This window comes from Mycobacterium sp. DBP42, assembly GCF_005924235.1.
GTDB lineage: Bacteria > Actinomycetota > Actinomycetes > Mycobacteriales > Mycobacteriaceae > Mycobacterium > Mycobacterium syngnathidarum.
The window spans coordinates 133,644-151,388 of the sequence record NZ_VCMY01000002.1 but is presented as its reverse complement, the minus strand read 5'-3'; the positions used below and the strand labels follow the sequence as shown (position 1 = coordinate 151,388).

17 protein-coding genes are annotated in these 17,745 nt (G+C 67.0%); 7 read left to right on the top strand and 10 right to left on the bottom strand.

Going from position 1 to position 17,745, the window contains the following annotated elements; translation table 11 throughout:
• Positions 1-23 precede the first annotated feature (23 nt).
• The 3 genes from nadC to nadA are packed head-to-tail and all read right to left on the bottom strand — an operon-like array spanning position 24 to position 3,522.
• Positions 24-881 (bottom strand): carboxylating nicotinate-nucleotide diphosphorylase, encoded by an 858-nt coding sequence (gene nadC / locus E0T84_RS03155; protein WP_138743737.1) that lies wholly within the window; start codon positions 879-881, stop codon positions 24-26.
• Positions 881-2,482 carry an L-aspartate oxidase gene (locus E0T84_RS03150; RefSeq protein ID WP_138743736.1) on the bottom strand — a complete coding sequence of 534 codons (1,602 nt, stop codon included), beginning with the start codon at positions 2,480-2,482 and terminating at the stop codon, positions 881-883. Before E0T84_RS03150 ends, nadC begins: the two co-directional genes overlap by 1 nt.
• Complete coding sequence (gene nadA / locus E0T84_RS03145; protein ID WP_138743735.1) at positions 2,479-3,522, bottom strand: quinolinate synthase NadA; 1,044 nt, start codon at positions 3,520-3,522, stop codon at positions 2,479-2,481. The genes E0T84_RS03150 and nadA overlap by 4 nt, the downstream gene beginning before the upstream one ends.
• A gap of 46 nt (positions 3,523-3,568) precedes the next feature.
• On the opposite strand from nadA, the gene E0T84_RS03140 reads away from it, so the two are divergent.
• From E0T84_RS03140 to E0T84_RS03125, 4 genes are read left to right on the top strand one after another with little or no spacing between them, the layout of a single operon-like run.
• Entirely contained in the window at positions 3,569-4,261 is a 693-nt protein-coding gene (locus E0T84_RS03140) for an NUDIX domain-containing protein (RefSeq protein WP_171054886.1), read from the top strand.
• A 42-nt stretch (positions 4,262-4,303) separates the two neighbouring features.
• On the top strand, positions 4,304-5,635 hold the full coding sequence (locus tag E0T84_RS03135) for a lipase family protein (protein WP_070188835.1): 1,332 nt from the start codon (positions 4,304-4,306) through the stop codon (positions 5,633-5,635).
• Positions 5,636-5,664: 29 nt separating this feature from the next.
• Positions 5,665-6,483 (top strand): DUF6597 domain-containing transcriptional factor, encoded by an 819-nt coding sequence (locus E0T84_RS03130; RefSeq protein WP_138743734.1) that lies wholly within the window; start codon positions 5,665-5,667, stop codon positions 6,481-6,483.
• 48 nt (positions 6,484-6,531) lie between these two features.
• The gene (locus E0T84_RS03125; protein WP_070943706.1) at positions 6,532-6,942 is read left to right on the top strand and encodes a VOC family protein; all 411 of its coding nucleotides are present in this window, start codon (positions 6,532-6,534) and stop codon (positions 6,940-6,942) included.
• Here E0T84_RS03125 and E0T84_RS03120 read toward each other — a convergent pair.
• Genes E0T84_RS03120 through bioB form a run of 3 tightly spaced genes read right to left on the bottom strand, consistent with a single transcriptional unit; the run spans position 6,923 to position 8,896 of the window.
• Positions 6,923-7,597 carry a DUF2567 domain-containing protein gene (locus E0T84_RS03120; RefSeq protein WP_371725688.1) on the bottom strand — a complete coding sequence of 225 codons (675 nt, stop codon included), beginning with the start codon at positions 7,595-7,597 and terminating at the stop codon, positions 6,923-6,925. The genes E0T84_RS03125 and E0T84_RS03120 overlap by 20 nt on opposite strands.
• Before the next feature lie 29 nt (positions 7,598-7,626).
• The gene (locus tag E0T84_RS03115; RefSeq protein WP_083284515.1) at positions 7,627-7,875 is read right to left on the bottom strand and encodes a hypothetical protein; all 249 of its coding nucleotides are present in this window, start codon (positions 7,873-7,875) and stop codon (positions 7,627-7,629) included.
• A gap of 13 nt (positions 7,876-7,888) precedes the next feature.
• A complete protein-coding gene (gene bioB, locus E0T84_RS03110) occupies positions 7,889-8,896 on the bottom strand; it encodes a biotin synthase BioB (protein WP_070188837.1) in 1,008 nt (335 codons plus the stop codon).
• Between the two features lie 95 nt (positions 8,897-8,991).
• On the opposite strand from bioB, the gene E0T84_RS03105 reads away from it, so the two are divergent.
• Positions 8,992-9,609 carry a TetR family transcriptional regulator gene (locus E0T84_RS03105; protein WP_070188838.1) on the top strand — a complete coding sequence of 206 codons (618 nt, stop codon included), beginning with the start codon at positions 8,992-8,994 and terminating at the stop codon, positions 9,607-9,609.
• A gap of 11 nt (positions 9,610-9,620) precedes the next feature.
• On the opposite strand, the gene E0T84_RS03100 is transcribed toward E0T84_RS03105, so the two are convergent.
• Genes E0T84_RS03100 through E0T84_RS03085 form a run of 4 tightly spaced genes read right to left on the bottom strand, consistent with a single transcriptional unit; the run spans position 9,621 to position 13,306 of the window.
• Positions 9,621-10,130 carry a 2'-5' RNA ligase family protein gene (locus tag E0T84_RS03100; protein WP_070188839.1) on the bottom strand — a complete coding sequence of 170 codons (510 nt, stop codon included), beginning with the start codon at positions 10,128-10,130 and terminating at the stop codon, positions 9,621-9,623.
• Position 10,131: 1 nt separating this feature from the next.
• Complete coding sequence (gene bioD, locus E0T84_RS03095) at positions 10,132-10,809, bottom strand: dethiobiotin synthase (RefSeq protein WP_138743732.1); 678 nt, start codon at positions 10,807-10,809, stop codon at positions 10,132-10,134.
• A complete protein-coding gene (locus E0T84_RS03090; protein WP_070188841.1) occupies positions 10,806-11,954 on the bottom strand; it encodes an 8-amino-7-oxononanoate synthase in 1,149 nt (382 codons plus the stop codon). The genes bioD and E0T84_RS03090 overlap by 4 nt, the downstream gene beginning before the upstream one ends.
• Positions 11,955-12,007: 53 nt before the next feature.
• A complete protein-coding gene (locus tag E0T84_RS03085) occupies positions 12,008-13,306 on the bottom strand; it encodes an adenosylmethionine--8-amino-7-oxononanoate transaminase (RefSeq protein WP_138743731.1) in 1,299 nt (432 codons plus the stop codon).
• A 91-nt stretch (positions 13,307-13,397) separates the two neighbouring features.
• Here E0T84_RS03085 and E0T84_RS03080 point away from each other — a divergent pair, with 91 nt between their 5' ends.
• Positions 13,398-15,575, top strand: a complete 2,178-nt coding sequence (locus E0T84_RS03080) for an acyltransferase family protein (RefSeq protein WP_138743730.1) — start codon at positions 13,398-13,400, stop codon at positions 15,573-15,575.
• Positions 15,576-15,579: 4 nt separating this feature from the next.
• Positions 15,580-17,745: a glycogen debranching protein GlgX gene (glgX, locus tag E0T84_RS03075; protein ID WP_138743729.1), complete on the top strand. Its 2,166-nt coding sequence runs from the start codon at positions 15,580-15,582 to the stop codon at positions 17,743-17,745.

Genomic DNA, 17,745 nt, shown 5'->3' with positions numbered 1-17,745 from the left:
CCCATGCGGTTATGGCGTACTGCCTAGGTGTCAAGACCGATGTCGAGCACCCGCACCGAATGCGTGAGGGCGCCGACCGCGAGATAGTCGACCCCGGTGCCGGCGTAATCACCGGCACTGTCCAGTGACAGACCGCCCGAGGATTCGAGCAAGGTCTTGGGCGAACGGTTATCCCGGCGCTGAACCGCGATCTGGGTCTGCCACACCGGGAAGTTGTCGAGTAGCACCAGCTCGACTTCGGCGGAAAGCACGTCGTCGAGCTGTTCGAGGGAATCCACCTCGACCTCGCACGGCAGGTCCGGGGCCTCGGCCCGAACGGCTTTGAGCGCGGCCAGCACCGACCCGGCCGCGGCGACGTGGTTGTCCTTGATCAGGGCGGCGTCGCCCAGCCCCATGCGGTGATTGACCCCGCCGCCGACACGCACCGCGTACTTCTGCAGCGCCCGCAGGCCCGGCAGCGTCTTGCGGGTATCGCGGATCTTGGCGTGGGTGCCGGCCACCGCGTCCACCCAGGCTGCGGTCGCCGTGGCGATCCCCGACAGGTGACACATCAGGTTCAGCATGGTCCGTTCGGCGGTCAGCAGACCCCGGGTCGGCGCCTCGACCGTCAGGATCGACGAGCCGGCGTCCAGCCGGGCACCGTCCTCGACGCGGTCGATCACGCGGTAGCCGTCGGCACCGAGCACCTCGTCGAGAACCAGCAGCGCAATATCGACACCGGCGGCCACCCCGGGCTCTCGGTTGACCACTTTGGCGGTGGTCATCGCGTCGGCGCCGACGGTGGCGATGGTTGTCACGTCCGGGCCGTAGCGAAGGTCTTCTTCGAGTGCTCGCGCGATGGTGGTCTGCGCCTCGGCCAGCTCGACATCCGAAAGTGCCATCAGCACACCGCCGTCGGGGCGTCGAGGGCGGGCCGGCCGGCTACGGCACGAATTGTCACGGAATGCTCCTGAGCAGGGTCGGTTTCGGGATGGTCGCCGCGGTGGTGGCAGCCACGGCTTTCGGTGCGGGCCAGGGCCGCGACCGCGATAGCGCGGGCAGTCACGGTGAGCGCTGCGTCTTCGAAGCTCTGCCGATGGGCGGGCTGCACCGAGCGCGCATCGGCCAGAACGGTATCGAGCCGATGCAGACCGTCAGCGTCACGGACCACTGAGGCATGCTCGGACATGCTGTGCTGCAAGATATTTCGGTCAACACAGTCCTGGCGCCGGTCCTGCGGTGCTTGTGCACGCACCGAGCCCACCGCGCCCGCATGGTCAGCCGCCAGCCGACCGGCCCGGCCACCGACGACCAGCCCTTCGAGCAAGCTGTTGGAAGCCAACCGGTTGGCCCCGTGCATCCCGGTGCGGGCCACTTCTCCAGCGGCGAAGAGCCCGGGCAGTTCGGTACGTCCGTACACGTCGGTGACGACGCCGCCGCAGCTGTAATGGGCGCCGGGCACCACCGGGATGGGTTGGCGGGTCGGGTCGATCCCGGCCGCCAGGCAGGCCGCCGCCACCGTGGGAAACCGGTCGGAGAACCCTGCGATACCGCGGGCGTCGAGGTATACGCACGGGTCGCCGGTAGCGGTCAGCCTGGCGTTGATGGCCGCAGCGACCACATCGCGGGGGGCCAGATCGCCCATCGGGTGAACGCCTTCGGTTACCGAGTTGCCTTGCGAGTCAACGAGTATGGCGCCTTCACCGCGCAGCGCTTCGGTGATGAGCGGGCGCCGCCCACCGCCGTTCTCGGCGTACAGCATGGTCGGGTGGAACTGGACGAACTCGATGTCGCGGACCGCCACACCGGCCCACAGGGCCAGGGCGATGCCGTCACCGGTCGAGCCGCTGGGGTTGGTGGTGGCCGCGTAGACGTGGCCGAGTCCCCCGGTGGCCAGAATGACCGACGGCGCGTGGATGATGCCCACGCCGTCCTCATTGCGGACCAGTACCCCGGTGACGGTGTCATCGTCACGCAGGACCTGCAGCGCCACGTGGTCTCGGCGGATGTCGAGATTGGCTGCCGCAGAATCGAGCGCACGCTGGACCTCGGCCCCGGTGGCGTCGCCGCCTGCGTGAATGATCCGGCGCCGGGTGTGTCCGCCCTCGCGGGTCAGTGCCCACCGCCCCGGGGCGGTCTCGTCGAATCGCGCACCGTCGGCCACCAGATCGGCGACGGCGTCGTAACCGGCCGCGACGATGGAGCAGACCGCGTCCGCATCGCACAGCCCGCCGCCGGCCGCGACCGTGTCGGCGACATGCGCCTCGACCGAGTCCTCGGTGTCCGGCAGGACGACGGCGATGCCGCCCTGGGCGTAGAAGGTCGCGGTCTCCCGCGCCTTGCTCAGCACGACCACCCGACGACCCCGGCGATGAGCAGCCAGGGCCGCCACCAGACCAGCGACACCGGTACCGACCACAACGACGTCAGCGCGCTGTTGCCACAGCGTCGAACTGCCGCAGGCGAAGCGGCTTGATCCCCGGGCGCTGCCCGTCGGGGTCATTCGCCGCCGCCGGGCTGGCCAATCGCGATCATCCGCTGCACGCTGGCACGACCCAGGGCGGCGGTTTCGGGATCGACATGCACCTCGTCGGCACCCTCGATCAGGCAACGCAGCAGCGCGGCCGGAGTGATCATCTTCATGTAGGTGCACGACGCGCGGTCGTTGACCGCCAGGAAGTCGACTTCGGGTGCAGCCCTGCGCAGCTGGTGCAACATGCCCACCTCGGTGGCGACGAGGACCTGCCGAGCCCGGGTCTCGCGGGCCGCGTCGAGCATGCCGCCCGTGGACAGGATCTTCACCCGCTCCTCGGGAACCGCACCCTCGCCCGCGAGGTACAGCGCCGAGGTGGCACATCCACATTCAGGGTGTACGAACAGTTCGGCGTCCGGGTGTGACCGCGCCTGGTCGGCCAGCTCGTCGCCGTTGATCCCGGCATGTACGTGGCATTCACCGGCCCAGACGTGCAGGTTCTTGCGGCCGGTGACCCGCCGGACGTGCGCGCCGAGGAACTGATCCGGGCAGAACAGCACCTCGCGGTCCTCGGGTATCGAGGCCACCACCTCGACGGCGTTCGACGACGTGCAGCAGATGTCGGTCAGCGCCTTCACCGCGGCGGTGGTGTTGACGTAGGAGACGACGACCGCGCCGGGGTGCTCGTCCTTCCAGGCCCGCAGCTCGTCGGCGGTGATCGAATCGGCCAGCGAGCAACCGGCCCGCTGATCGGGGATCATCACCGTCTTGTCCGGGCTGAGGATCTTGGCCGTCTCCGCCATGAAGTGCACACCGCAGAACACGATGGTGTCCTCGGGGGCCTCGGCGGCGATTCGCGAGAGCGCCAGGGAGTCACCCACGTGGTCGGCGACGTCCTGGATGGCCGGCAACTGGTAGTTGTGCGCCAGCAGCGTCGCGCCGCGCTGATCGACCAACCGGCGGATCTCAGCAGCCCATTTCTGGTCGCCGTCGACGCCGGAATAGCCACCGGGACCATCGACAATCTGATCGGCCAAGCCCCCCGCGAGGGTGCCATTGAGAGCGGTCACGCCGACCTCCTCCACTGCGTCAGGTTTTCGACTTATAATCGAAAACATGCCTCATGGTAACACCGCGCACGAAGTGCTCGCCGTCGTGTTCCAGGTTCGCGGCCTCGACACCCGGCAACCCGCACTCCACGTGCTGCTGTGGCAGCGCGCACTAGGTCCTGAGCGGGGCAAATGGTCCCTGCCCGGCGGCCGGCTGGAGGACGATGAGGACCTGATCAGCTCGGTGAGGCGACAGCTCGCCGAGAAGGTCGACCTGCGTGAGCTTGCCCACCTGGAGCAATTGGCGGTGTTTTCGGACCCGCAGCGGGTCCCCGGCACGCGCACCATCGCGTCGACATTCCTGGGCCTGGTGCCCTCCCCCTCCACCCCGGCCCTGCCGCCGGACACCCGGTGGCACCCCGTCAGCGACCTACCCCCGATGGCCTTCGACCACGCGCCGATGGTCGAGCACGCCAGGAACCGGCTGGCCGCCAAACTGTCGTACACCAACATCGGATTCGCCTTGGCCCCAAAAGAATTCGCACTCTCCACGCTGCGGGACATCTACAGCTCCGCGCTCGACCATCAGGTCGATGCGACGAACCTGCAACGAGTACTGGAACGTCGCAAGGTCATCACCCGCACCGGCACCACCGCGCGATCCGGCCGCAGCGGCGGACGTCCCGCCGCGCTGTTCCGATTCACCGATTCCCGATACCGCGTCACCGACGAATTCGCCGCGTTGCGCCCGCCCGGGTGAGTCGAGTGGATTCTTAGACCCTTCTTAAGTAAGAATGCCGGGATGGACTTGGGCAGCGCGGCCAGCGTCTCGGCGGCCGAATGGATCGGACGAGCACCTCACGAGGAGCTCGACCCGGCCGCTCGACCCGTGCTCCCCCACAAAGACGCGTTCTACGCACCGCCCGCTGGTTTCCAACACGCCGAACCTGGCACCGTCCTGCGTAGCCGCGACGTCGAACTGGCCTTTCTCGGCCTGATCCCGCAGCATGTGCAGGCCACGCAACTCCTCTACCGCTCCACCGACCGCAACGGCCTCCCCGAAGCGGCAGCCACCACCGTCATCGTCCCGGCTGACGCCGCTCCGGACTGTCCCGTCGTGTCCTATCAGTGCGCCATCGACGCCATCTCGGCCCGCTGCTTCCCGTCCTACGCGCTACGCCACCACGCCAAGGCCACCGGCTCGCTGGCCCAGCTGGAGTTCCTGCTGATCTCGGCCGCGCTGGCCGAGGGCTGGGCGGTCTCGGTTCCCGACCACGAGGGCATCAACGGCATCTGGGGCGCGCCGTACGAGCCCGGATACCGAGTGCTCGACGGCTTGCGTGCGGCGATCAATGCCGAGCAGCTGTCGCTGTCGCCAGATGCCCGCATCGGCCTCTGGGGCTACTCCGGCGGTGGCCTGGCCAGCGCCTGGGCCGCCGAGATGGCCGGCAGCTACGCGCCCGAACTCAACATCGTCGGCGCCGTCCTCGGCTCCCCCGTCGGCAACCTCGGAAACACGTTCCGCCGGCTCAACGGCACCGTGTTCTCAGGCCTGCCTGCACTCGTGGTGGCCGCGCTCGCCGACATCTATCCCAACCTCAATCGGGTCATCGCCGAGCACGCCACGGTCGAGGGACGCAAAATCCTCGATCGCCTGCACCGGATGAGCACCGTGGAGGCCGTGCTGCGAATGTTCCGCACCGACATGGCCGACCTGGTCGACATGCCGCTGGAGGAGATCCTCGACGGCCCCGAAGTCAGCGAAGTGTTCCAGGACACCAAACTCGGGGTGGCCGTGCCGATTCCGCCCGTGCTGATCGTTCAAGCCGTGCACGACGAGATCATCTCGGTCGACGACATCGACGAACTCGCCGACACGTATCTGGCCGGTGGCGCCGACGTGACCTACCACCGCGACATGTTCAGCGAGCACCTGCTGTTGCACCCGTTCTCGGCGCCGATGGCGCTGCGCTGGCTGAACGACAGGTTCGCCGAGCGCCCGCTGACCGCCAACCTGGTGCGATCCAAGTGGCCGACGCTGCTCAATCCCATCACCTACATGGGCATGGCACGACTGGCCGGAATCGCGACCAAGGTCGCTTTGGGCAGGACGGTTCGGCGACGCCCGCTCTGACCTGCCGATCGCTGGCAGAATGGGGCTAGATGCGATATTTCCGTCAGCTCCCGACGGTGGCCCTGCGCAACAGCGTCGACCACCTGTGGTGCATTGCGGACGGACCCAGGTATTCCGCCGAGCGAATCCTGCCCACCGGCACCACCGAGCTCGTCATCAACCTGGATGCTGACACCATCGCCATCACCAACCAACAAGGCCCACAACGATTCTCGGGAGCAACGGTCTGCGGACCGTACAGCCGGGCATTCGACATCGACGCCCGCGCGCACACCACGATGGTGGGCGTGCATTTCAGGCCGGGGGGTGTACGCGCCATCCTCGGAATACCACCGCGCGAACTTGGCGGTTCCCACGTCGATCTCGCCGCCGTGTGGAACCGCGGAGCCGCCGATCTTCGCTCCCAGATCTGCGAGGCGGAGTCGGTCGGGAAACGTCTGCAGATCATCGAGAGCGCACTGCTCACCCGTTTTCACAGCGACCGTGAATTGACCCGTGAAGTGGCGTTCGCCGTGAATGCACTCAGCCTCAGCCGCCGGCCAGCCGCAATCGAGAATCTCGCGCGCGAAGTCGGTTTCAGCCACCGCAGGCTCATCCAGCTGTTCACCACCCAGGTCGGCATGCCCCCCAAACGGTTCGCCCGCCTGCAGCGGTTCCGGCACGCGCACGACGCCATCTCCTCGGCCCCGACACCACCGCACTGGCCGATCTTCGCCGTCGAGCACGGATATGCCGACCAGTCGCACATGATCCGGGAGTTCCAGGAGTTCTCCGGGATGACGCCCGCCCAACAGCTACGCCACAGTGGGTACGTCGCGAAGGACGACCACATCGCGCTCGAACCATAGGTCAATTTTCTTCAATACATTCACTGCGAAAATCGGCACACTGCGGTCATGTCTGGACATCTCACCTACCGCACCGGCGCGGTCCGCTACCAGGTCACCGACGTCGAGCGCGCAATCGCCTTCTACACCAACCACCTGGGATTCGACGTCGCTCTGCGCGGCGGGCCTGCGTTCGCGGCCATCGCAAACGGCAACCTCACCCTGTTCCTCAGCGGCCCGGGCAGCTCAGGGGCACGTCAGCTGCCCGACGGCACCCCACAGACGCCCGGAGGCCACAACCGGTTCGTGCTCGAGGTCGACGACCTCGACGCAGCCATCACCGAGTTGCGCCGAGCCGGCGTCGCGTTCCGCAATTCGGTGGAGACGGGTCCGGGCGGCCGGCAGATCCAGATCACCGACCCGGACGGCAATCCCGTCGAACTTTTCGAGGCGGCAGCCGTCAGGCGCCCGGAGGACTGACCACCGGCGGGATGACCGGATACGTCGGCGTCTGAACCGGGGGCCAGGCGCCCAGATCATCACGCACCGTAGACACCGCGATCAGCGCGTACACCATGGCCGCCGCGGCCGCCGGGAACAACATCGTCCCGGCGATCTGCAGCGGGCCGTGCCCGAAAAACACAGACGCAGCTTCCACCACATAGTGGACACGGTGTTCGGGGGCGACCGGTGCACCGCTGATGTCAAGCGAACCGAACCGCCAATGGGCAATTGCCGCACCGACACCGGCGGCCACCGCCGTGGCCACCGAACACCCGACAGCCAACGCGGCGACCAGAACCGGCCCGCGATGTGCGGCCCACTGCCACAGCGCCACCGCAGCCACGACCGCCATCACGACGAGCAAACCGACGAACATGAACGCCGACGTGAAGAAATGGTCGGACTCACCGCCCAAATAGGCATGCACCCGCTCACCGCTACGAGTCAATGCCACCACACCGTGGACGCCAGGAGAAAGGAGAGCCCACAGCGCTCCAAGTACGGCACCGACCACTGCCAGAGCTCCGATGACCGTCACCACCGCCCGCTCACGCGAAACACGCGGCGCACCAGGGATATTGGCGGGAGCAGGACCAACCTGTGCCCTCTGCTCTTCGCCCGAGAGGCTCATCTGTGCCCTCTGCTCTTCGCCCGAGAGGCTCATCGCCGCGTATCCAGGTCCATCGAATCCACCTGCCCATGCCGCGAACACTTGGCCCACCACCCGGTCGGGCGCACCTGGACGATCATCCGGCGGCCACACTCGGCACAGAACCGAGGCGGCTCCAAGCCGAGCTGGGCAGCGGTGGGAACCACCGTCCCATCGGCCGCGTCAGCCTGGACCCCGGTGTAGACGTTGTAGAGGCCGGCGCCGACGGGGGCGGGCAGAGCCGGCGTTTCCTCGATCATCACCACCTAAGTTCTACAGGCTGGCGTTGAGAGCCTTGATCGGCATCTGCAGATCGTCGAGCAATTCGAGGTCCGACTCGGCCGGGCGCCCCAAGGTGGTCAGGTAGTTGCCGACGATGACGGCGTTGATGCCGCCCAGGATGCCCTGCTTGGCACCAAGGTCGCCCAGGGTGATCTCGCGACCACCGGCGAACCGCAGCATGGTGCGCGGCAACGCCAGCCGGAATGCCGCCACCGCCTTGAGCGCCTCAGCCGCCGGCAGGACCTCAAGATCGCCGAACGGGGTGCCCGGGCGCGGGTTGAGGAAGTTCAGCGGCACCTCGTGCGGGTTCAGCTGGGCCAGGTTGGCGGCGAACTCCGCACGCTGCTCCAGCGTCTCCCCCATGCCGAGGATGCCGCCGCAGCAGACCTCCATACCGGCCTCACGCACCATCTCCAGGGTGCCCCAGCGCTCTTCCCACGAGTGGGTGGTGACCACGTTCGGGAAGAACGACTGCGCGGTCTCCAGATTGTGGTTGTAGCGGTGCACGCCCATCTCCTTGAGGCGGTCCACCTGCTCCTGGGTGAGCATGCCCAGCGAGCAGGCGATCTGAATGTCGACCTCGTTGCGGATCGCCTCGATGCCGGCGGCCACCTGGGCCAGCAGCCGCTCGTCGGGGCCGCGCACCGCAGCCACGATGCAGAACTCGGTGGCGCCGGTCTTGGCGGTCTGCTTGGCCGCCTCTACCAGGCTCGGGACGTCCAGCCAGGCGCTACGCACCGGGGAGGCGAACAGACCCGATTGGGAACAGAAGTGGCAGTCTTCCGGGCAGCCACCGGTCTTGAGGCTGATGATGCCCTCGACCTCGACCTCGGGGCCGCACCACTTCATCCGGACCTCGTGCGCCAGCGCCAGCAGCTCCTCGAGCTTGTCGTCGGGCAGCTGCAGCACCTGCAGCGTCTGGTCCTGGTCGAGGCCGACGCCACGTTCCAGAACCTGCTCGCGAGCTACGCCCAGTACGTCTACGGCTGCCTGCGTCACCGAAAGTCCTCCTGTGGATCGTGTGGCCGGTCGAGCCGACACTTGAACACGTCGGCGAGCCGACACTTGAACACCGTTCAGGCTAGGGTAACGGTGTGCAACTCCACAAACCCGACGTGGTGGATGCGGCGACGGCCATCCTGGACAACTACGGCATCGCCGATCTGACGATGCGGCGCCTCGCACGCGAACTCAACGTCAGCCCGGGCGCACTGTACTGGCATTTCGCCAACAAACAGGAACTGCTCGGCGCTGTCGCCGACCGCATCCTGCAACCCGTCCGGACCGAAGCCACCGCAACAGCCTGGCCAAGCCGAATCCACCAGATGTGTGTGGCCCTGCGCGACGCACTGCTGTCGCACACCGATGGGGCCGAGCTGGTCTCGGCCAGCTTCGCCGCCGGCCAGTCCGAGAGCGTCGGCGAAATCGTGGCGCACCTCGCCGACGCCGCCCAGCACGCCGGGGTGTTGCCTCCCGACGACGAGTTGGCCGCCCGCGCGGTCCTGTACTACGTGCTGGGCTTCACCGCCGACGAACAATCCCGACTGCAATGGGACGCGGCCGGCGCGCTGGCCGACGAGCAGTCGGTGCTCACCCGGGACACGTCGCGGCAGTTCGCGTTCGGCCTGCAATTGCTCGTCGACGGGTTGGCCGTGCGGGGTGCCAGCACGCTCAGCTCCGGGCGCAACATCTCGCAGCCGAGCCAGGATTGAGCGCCGGCTGCTCAGCCGATCGGGTGTTCGACGCGCTTGTCGCCATCCCAATGCCGTAGCCCTGTCACCTGGCCGACGATCTCGGCGGGACGCCCGGCGATCCGCACCGCCGTGGTCAACCTGGCCGGAGCCACCCGCCGGGCCAACGTCACATGAGGGGTCCAGTTCTCCGGTTCGGCGTGCGGCATCGGCGCCGGGTCCATGAACGGCAGACACAGCCGGTAGGCATCGGCCTGCACCCCGAGCAGCTCATCGGTAGGGACCAGCAGTCGCGCCAGGACCCCGGCGGATCGCCCGAAGATCAGGGTCGCGCCGAGCCGGCAGGGCAGCGGGAATCGGTCCACGAGTTCAGCCAGCACCGTATCCGCCTCGGCATCGATGCGCTGCGCCACCGTCAGCGTCGCGTGCGGCCGACTGGCCGGCGCCTGACTCGGAATATCCTTGTCACGCAGCGCATCCCAGATGCCGCGCACCACGGCCTCGGTATCGGCGTCGAAGACCAGCTCAACGGAATGCACCATGTCAGATCAGACCGATGAGCCAATCCCGATCGAACGCGTCAACACACACCTTTTCGAACTCCTCCGCGCCGGCGCTGCCCAGGCCGGCAGGCAGCACCGCACGCACGGGCGCCAGCTGTGCCAACGACTCCCGGTTGCCCGACTCCGCCACACCCGGATTCTCCGGCCATGCCCCGATCACCAGGCCGGCGCATGCAATCCCCTGCCCGGCAAGGGATTCCAACGTCAATGCGGTGTGGTTGAGCGTCCCCAACCCGGCGGAAACCACCACCAGGACAGCTGCGGACAGATCCGCCGCCAGGTCACGGACCGTGACACCGGCGGCCCCCAGTTCTACCAGTAGGCCGCCGGCACCTTCGACCAGCGTCAACCCGCCGGGAAGTTCGGCGCCACGCACCGCGTCCACCAACTCCGTGCGGGTCGGCAATGCACATCCGGCCCGCTGCGCAGCGGCAACCGGGGCCAGCGGCTCCGGATAACGCCAGCCGCCATGCAAATTCGCCACCGCGGACAACCGGTGCACCTCACCGAGGTCGTTGTCGCCGTCAACGGTTCCGGTCTGCACGGGTTTGCATACCGCGATGTCGAGGCCGGCCAGGCGGGCCGCGCACGCGAGCGCTGCCGTCGTCACGGTCTTCCCGACTCCGGTGTCGGTACCGGTGACGACCAGCGTGCTCACAACCGGGCCTTCGACAGCACCTCGGTCAGCACCTGGCGGGCCAGGTCCATCTCGTCAGCGGTCAGCGAGGCCCGTGCGGTCAGGCGCAGCCGCGAGGTCCCCTCGGGCACCGTCGGCGGACGGAAGCAGCCGACCCGCACGCCACGCTCCAGGCAGGCGGCCGCCGCGGCCACCGCCACTTCAGGCTCACCCAGGATGACCGAGACGACCGCGGAGTCCGGCACCGCGGTGTCCCCGGATATCCGGGCGAGCTCGGCGGCGTGATCCAACACCGCTTGCGCTCGCTGCGGTTCGGCGATCAGGACCCGCAGGGCAGCCCACGCCGCTCCGACAGCCGCCGGAGCCAACCCGGTGTCGAAGATGAACGGGCGGGCCGCATCGATCAGGTGTGCGCGGACCGGCTCCGGGCCGAGGACGACGCCGCCCTGGCTGCCCAGCGCCTTCGACAGCGTCGTCGTCATCACCACGTCCGGCGATCCGGCCAGGCCGGCCTCGTAGAGCAGGCCCTGCCCGCCGGGGCCGCGCACACCGAGCCCGTGCGCCTCATCGACGAGCAGCAGTGCGCCATGGCGACGGCAGACCGCATGGAGCTCCTGCAGCGGCGCCAGTGCACCGTCGGTGCTGAACACGGATTCGGTCAGCACCACCGCGCGTTCCTCGCCACGCGTCGACAGTGCGGCATCGACCGCGTCGACGTCGCGGTGCGGCGTGACGGTCACCCGGGCGCGCGACAGCCGACACGCGTCGACCAGGGAGGCGTGCGTGAGAGCGTCGGAGACCAGTAGCGAGCCCGGCCCGGACAGGGCCACGACGGCGCCGAGGTTGGCGGTGTAACCCGACGAAAAGACCAGTGCCGACTCGGCACCGACGAACGACGCCAGGGCGGCCTCGAATCCTTCGTGCAATTCGGTATTGCCGGTGACCAGCCGTGAGCCGCCGGCTCCCGCGCCCCAGGTCCGCAGCGCTTCAACGCCGCCGTCGAGCACGTCTGGATGCTGCGACAAGCCCAGGTAGTCGTTGGAGGCAAGGTCCAGTTCGGTGGCCACGGCCGGACGAGTGCGCAGCTCACGACGCAGCCCGGCCTGCCGACGCTGCTGCTCGACGCCGGCGAGCCAGGCCAGCGGAGAAAGGTCGGTGCGCGTCACGGTGCTCCTCAGTGCCGGTGAACACGTCGGCCGAGCCGACTGTTGAACACCGTTCAGGTTAGTGCACGCGCCACGCCGACCATGCCCGCGGTGATCTGTTCCACCTCTGCCTGCGTGCATATGAAGGGCGGCATGGCATAGATCAACTTGCCGAACGGGCGCAGCCAGACCCGGTGGTGCAAGGCCGCCAAGGTCGCCACCCTCATGTCCACCGGCTCGCTCATCTCGATCACACCGATCGCACCGAGCACCCGCACATCGGCGACTCCAGGCAGTGCGCGGGCCGGTTCCAGCCCTTCCCGCAGCCCGGCCTCGATCTCGGCTACCCGCGCCGGCCAGTCGCCGCTGACCAGCAGTTCCACCGCGGCGACACCGACCGCGCAGGCCAGCGCGTTGGCCATGAACGTCGGTCCGTGCATGAGGGCGCCGGGCTCCCCCGCGCTGATCGTCCGGGCGATCTCCCCAGTGCACAGCGTGGCAGCGAGGGTGATGTATCCGCCGGTCAGGGCCTTGCCCACACACATGATGTCCGGGGTGACACCGGCGTGCTCTGCGGCGAACAACTTTCCGGTGCGCCCGAACCCCGTGGCGATCTCGTCGAAGATCAGCAGCACATCGTGGCGATCGCAGATCGCCCGCAGATCCGTCAGGTAGCGGGGATCGTGGAAGCGCATCCCGCCCGCACCCTGGACGACGGGTTCGACGATCACCGCGGCCAGCTCGTCGGCATGTTCGGCCAGCTGCCGCTCGAAGGCCTCGCTGTACGCCGGTTGGTAGTCGCCGGGCACGGGCGGTGCGAACTCCTGCGCGACCAGAACATCGGTCCACAGCGAGTGCATGCCACCGTCGGGATCGCACACGCTCATCGGGGTGAACGTGTCCCCGTGATAGCCGCCGCGCCACGTCATCAAGCGATGTTTGGCACCCCTGCCGAGACTGCGCCAGTACTGCAGCGCCATCTTCACCGCCACCTCGACGGACACCGAACCGGAATCACTGAAGAAAACCGTCTCCAGGCCCTCGGGGGTCAGGTCGACCAGCAGCTGGGCCAGCCGTGCGGCCGGCTCGTGGGTAAGGCCGCCGAACATCACGTGGTTCATCGTGGCGAGCTGGTCAGAGATGGCACGGTCCAGCACCGGGTGCCCGTGTCCGTGCACCGCGGTCCACCACGACGCCATCGCGTCGATCACTTCGATCGGTGCGCCGTCAGAAGGGTCGATCACAGTCAGCCACGCGCCTTTGGCACACACCGCCACCACCGGCGGAAGTGTGTCCGAGCCCATGGCGCTGTACGGGTGCCAGATATGGGCCGCGTCGATGGCATTGATCTGCGCTGGGGTCAGCTCAGCCACAGTCGGGCAGCCTAGCCCTTTGCTCACAGACTGTGACGCACGCATCCGAAATATGAGCGGCAGACCGATGTTAGGTAAATTGGCCTCGACCATGAGAACCCTTGATGCCCCCCGGACGGAGCCCGGCGCCGAATCCGGTGCCGCTCCACGCGCCGTCATGGGTACTCGCGCATCGGGTTTCTACCGCCACGATCTTGACGGCCTGCGCGGGATCGCGATCGCCCTCGTGGCGATGTTCCACATCTGGTTCGGTCGGGTTTCCGGTGGTGTCGATGTCTTCCTAGCGCTTTCCGGATTCTTCTTCGGCGGCAAGATCCTGCGCCTGGCACTCGACCCCGCGGCGCCGCTGTGGCCCGTTCCCGAAATAGTCCGGTTGATTCGGCGACTGCTTCCGGCACTGGTCGTGGTGCTTGCCGCGGCCGCCGTACTGACAATCCTCGTACAGCCGGAGACCCGCTGGGAAACGTTTGCTGACCAGAGCCTGGCAAGCCTGGGCTACTACCAGAACTGGGAGCTGGCCAACACCGCCGCGAACTATCTCCGCGCCGGTGAGGCGGTCAGTCCGCTGCAGCACATCTGGTCGATGTCGGTCCAGGGACAGTTCTATCTGGCGTTCCTGCTGTTGATCTTCGGGTTCGCCTTCCTCGGCCGCCGGTTGTTCGGGCGGCACCTGCGCATCGCGTTGATCGTCTTGCTGAGCGCGCTGACCATCGCCTCTTTCGTCTACGCGATCATCGCCCACAACACCGACCAGGCCACCGCCTACTACAACAGCTTCGCCCGCGGCTGGGAGCTGCTGATCGGTGCCCTTGCCGGGGCGCTGGTCCCGGCCGTGCGGTGGCCGATGTGGCTACGCACCCTCCTGGCCACCGTCTCGCTGGCCGCGATCCTGTCCTGCGGCTGGTGGATCGACGGGGTCAAAGAGTTTCCCGGACCGTGGACCCTGGTTCCGGTCGGCGCCACCGTCATCTTCATCCTGACCGCGGCCAATCAGATCGACGATCCGAGCGCGGGCCAGCGGCTGCCCGCGCCCAACCGGATGCTGGCGACAAAGCCGTTCGTGTCGCTGGGCTCGATGGCCTACTCGCTCTATCTGTGGCACTGGCCGTTGCTGATCTTCTGGCTGTCCTACTCCGGCCACACCCACGCCAACTTCCTCGAGGGCACGACCATACTGCTGGTTTCGGGCGTTCTGGCCTGGCTCACCACGCGCTACATCGAGGAACCGCTGCGTTCGCAGAAATCCAAAAACACCACACAGACCGCCGCCCTGCCGGCCGTGCCGCTGCGGGTCCGCCTGCGCCGGCAGACGATCGTCCTCGGTTCCATCGTCGGCCTGCTCGGTGTCGCGCTGACCGCCACCTCGTTCACCTGGCGTGAGCATGTGACCGTGCAGCGGGCCAACGGCAAGGAGCTGTCGGGGCTGTCGGCCCGCGACTATCCGGGCGCACGCGCGCTGATCAATCACACCAGGGTGCCCAAGCTGCCGATGCGCCCGACTGTGCTCGAAGCCAAGGACGACCTACCCGCCTCGACCAACGACGGTTGCATCAGCGATTTCGCCAACACCGACGTCATCAACTGCACGTACGGCGACAAAGACGCGTCCCGCACCGTCGCCGTGGCGGGCGGATCGCACGCCGAACACTGGTTGACCGCGCTGGACCTGCTGGGGCGTATGCACAACTTCAAAGTGGTCACGTACCTCAAGATGGGCTGTCCGCTGACCACCCAGGAGACACCGCTGGTGATGGGCGACAACCGCCCGTACCCGAAATGCCACGAGTGGAACGAGAAGGTGATGGCCAAGCTCATCGCCGATCGCCCTCAATATGTGTTCACCACTTCGACCCGGCCGTGGAACATCAAAGATGGCGATGTCATGCCCGGCACCTACATCGGCATCTGGGAATCCCTCTCCCAGAACAACATTCCGGTCCTTGCGATGCGCGACACACCGTGGCTCACCCGAAATGGCCAGCCCTACTTTCCGTATGACTGCCTGGCCAACGGCGGCGATTCCATCTCGTGCGGCATCGACCGGTCCAAGGTACTCTCCGACCACAACCCCACACTGGACTTCGTCGGGAGGTTCCCCCTGCTCAAGCCACTCGACATGAGCGATGCGGTGTGCCGTAAGGACTATTGCCGCGCGGTGGAGGGAAATGTGTTGATCTATCACGATTCTCACCACATCTCCACGACGTACATGCGCACGATGACAGGTGAACTTGGCCGTCAGATGGCGGCCGCCACCGGTTGGTGGTGAAGCCATGACGTCGTCATCAGTGCCGCCATCGCCGGCTCCCACGCCGATGTCGACTGTCTGGCCCGGCGAGTCCTACCCGTTGGGCGCAACCTATGACGGTGCGGGCACCAACTTCTCGTTGTTCTCCGAAGTCGCCGAACGCGTCGAGCTGTGTCTGATCGCCAAGGACGGCACCGAGCACCGGATCAACCTCGAAGAGGTCGACGGCTACGTCTGGCACGCCTACCTTCCGACCGTCACGCCGGGCCAGCGGTATGGGTATCGGGTGTACGGCCCCTGGGACCCCGCCGGCGGACATCGGTGTGACCCCAGCAAGCTGCTGCTCGACCCCTACGGCAAGTCGTTCCACGGCGACTTCGATTTCAGCCAGGCGCTGTTCTCCTACGATCTGACGGCCGAACCTCCCGGCACCGGGACCCCGCCGCAGACCGACTCGCTGGGGCACACCATGACCAGTGTGGTGATCAATCCGTTTTTCCAATGGGGCTCCGACCGCGCACCCAAAACGGCCTATCACGACACCGTGATCTACGAGGCGCACGTCAAGGGGATGACCCAGACCCACCCCGGGATCCCCGAGGAACTCCGGGGTACATACGCGGGGCTGAGCCACCCGGTGGTCATCGAGTACCTCCAGTCGCTGAACATCACCGCGATCGAACTCATGCCGGTACACCAGTTCATGCATGATCACCGACTACTGGACCTCGGGCTGCGAAACTATTGGGGCTACAACACCGTCGGATTCTTCGCCCCACACTTCCAGTACGCGGCCACCCGGCACGCCGGCGGTGCGGTCGCCGAGTTCAAGACGATGGTCAAGGCATTCCACGACGCCGGCATCGAAGTGATCTTGGACGTGGTCTACAACCACACTGCCGAGGGCAACCACCTCGGTCCGACCATCAACTTCCGCGGCATCGACAACGCCGCCTACTACCGGTTGCTCGACGGACAACCCGAGTACTACAAGGATTTCACCGGAACCGGCAACAGCCTCAATGCCCGGCACCCGCACACGCTCCAACTGATCATGGACTCGTTGCGTTACTGGGTCCTGGAAATGCACGTCGATGGCTTTCGGTTCGACCTGGCCTCGACCCTGGCGCGCGAATTCTATGACGTGGACCGGCTTTCGGCATTCTTCGACCTGGTCCAGCAAGACCCCGTGGTCAGCCAGGTGAAGCTGATCGCCGAACCGTGGGATGTCGGCGAGGGCGGCTACCAGGTCGGCAACTTCCCAGGTTTGTGGACCGAGTGGAACGGGAAATATCGCGATACTGTGCGCGACTACTGGCGGGGTGAGCCCGCAACCCTTGGCGAGTTCGCCTCCCGGCTGACCGGATCCTCAGACCTGTACGAGGCCACCGGCCGGCGCCCGAGCGCGAGCATCAACTTCGTCACGTGTCACGACGGCTTCACCCTCAACGACCTGGTCTCCTACAACGAAAAGCACAACGAGGCCAACGGTGAGGACAACCGCGACGGTGAGAGCCACAACCGCTCCTGGAACTGCGGTGTCGAAGGGCCGACCGGCGACCCGGAGATCCTGGCGCTGCGCGCCAAACAGATGCGCAACATCATGGGGACGTTGATGCTGTCCCAGGGCACCCCGATGATCGCCCACGGCGACGAGATCGGGCGAACTCAATTGGGCAACAACAACGTGTACTGCCAGGATTCCGAACTGTCCTGGATGGACTGGTCGCTGCTCGAGAGCAACGCCGACCACCTGGAATTCACCCGCAAGGTGTTGGCATTCCGCAAGCGGCACCCCGCATTTCGGCGCCGGCGGTTCTTCGAAGGAAAACCGATCCGCAGCGGGGACCAGGTTCGCGACATCGCCTGGCTCACCCCGGCGGGCACCGAGATGACGCCAGAGGACTGGGGCACCGGGCTGGGCACCTGTGTCGCGGTGTTCCTCAACGGCGATTCCATCCCGGAACCCAACTCCCGCGGCGAACGCGTCGTCGACGACACCTTCCTGTTGTGCTTCAACGCCAATGACCACGAGCAGGGTTTCGTCACCCCGAACGGCGACTACGCCGCCGAATGGACCGGCGACCTCGATACCGCCAGCCCCACAGGTGATTCCGATCTGCTCGTGGCTGCCGGCGAAAAGGTTACGCTCCAAGCCCGCTCACTAGTCGTACTACGCAAGACGGCCTGA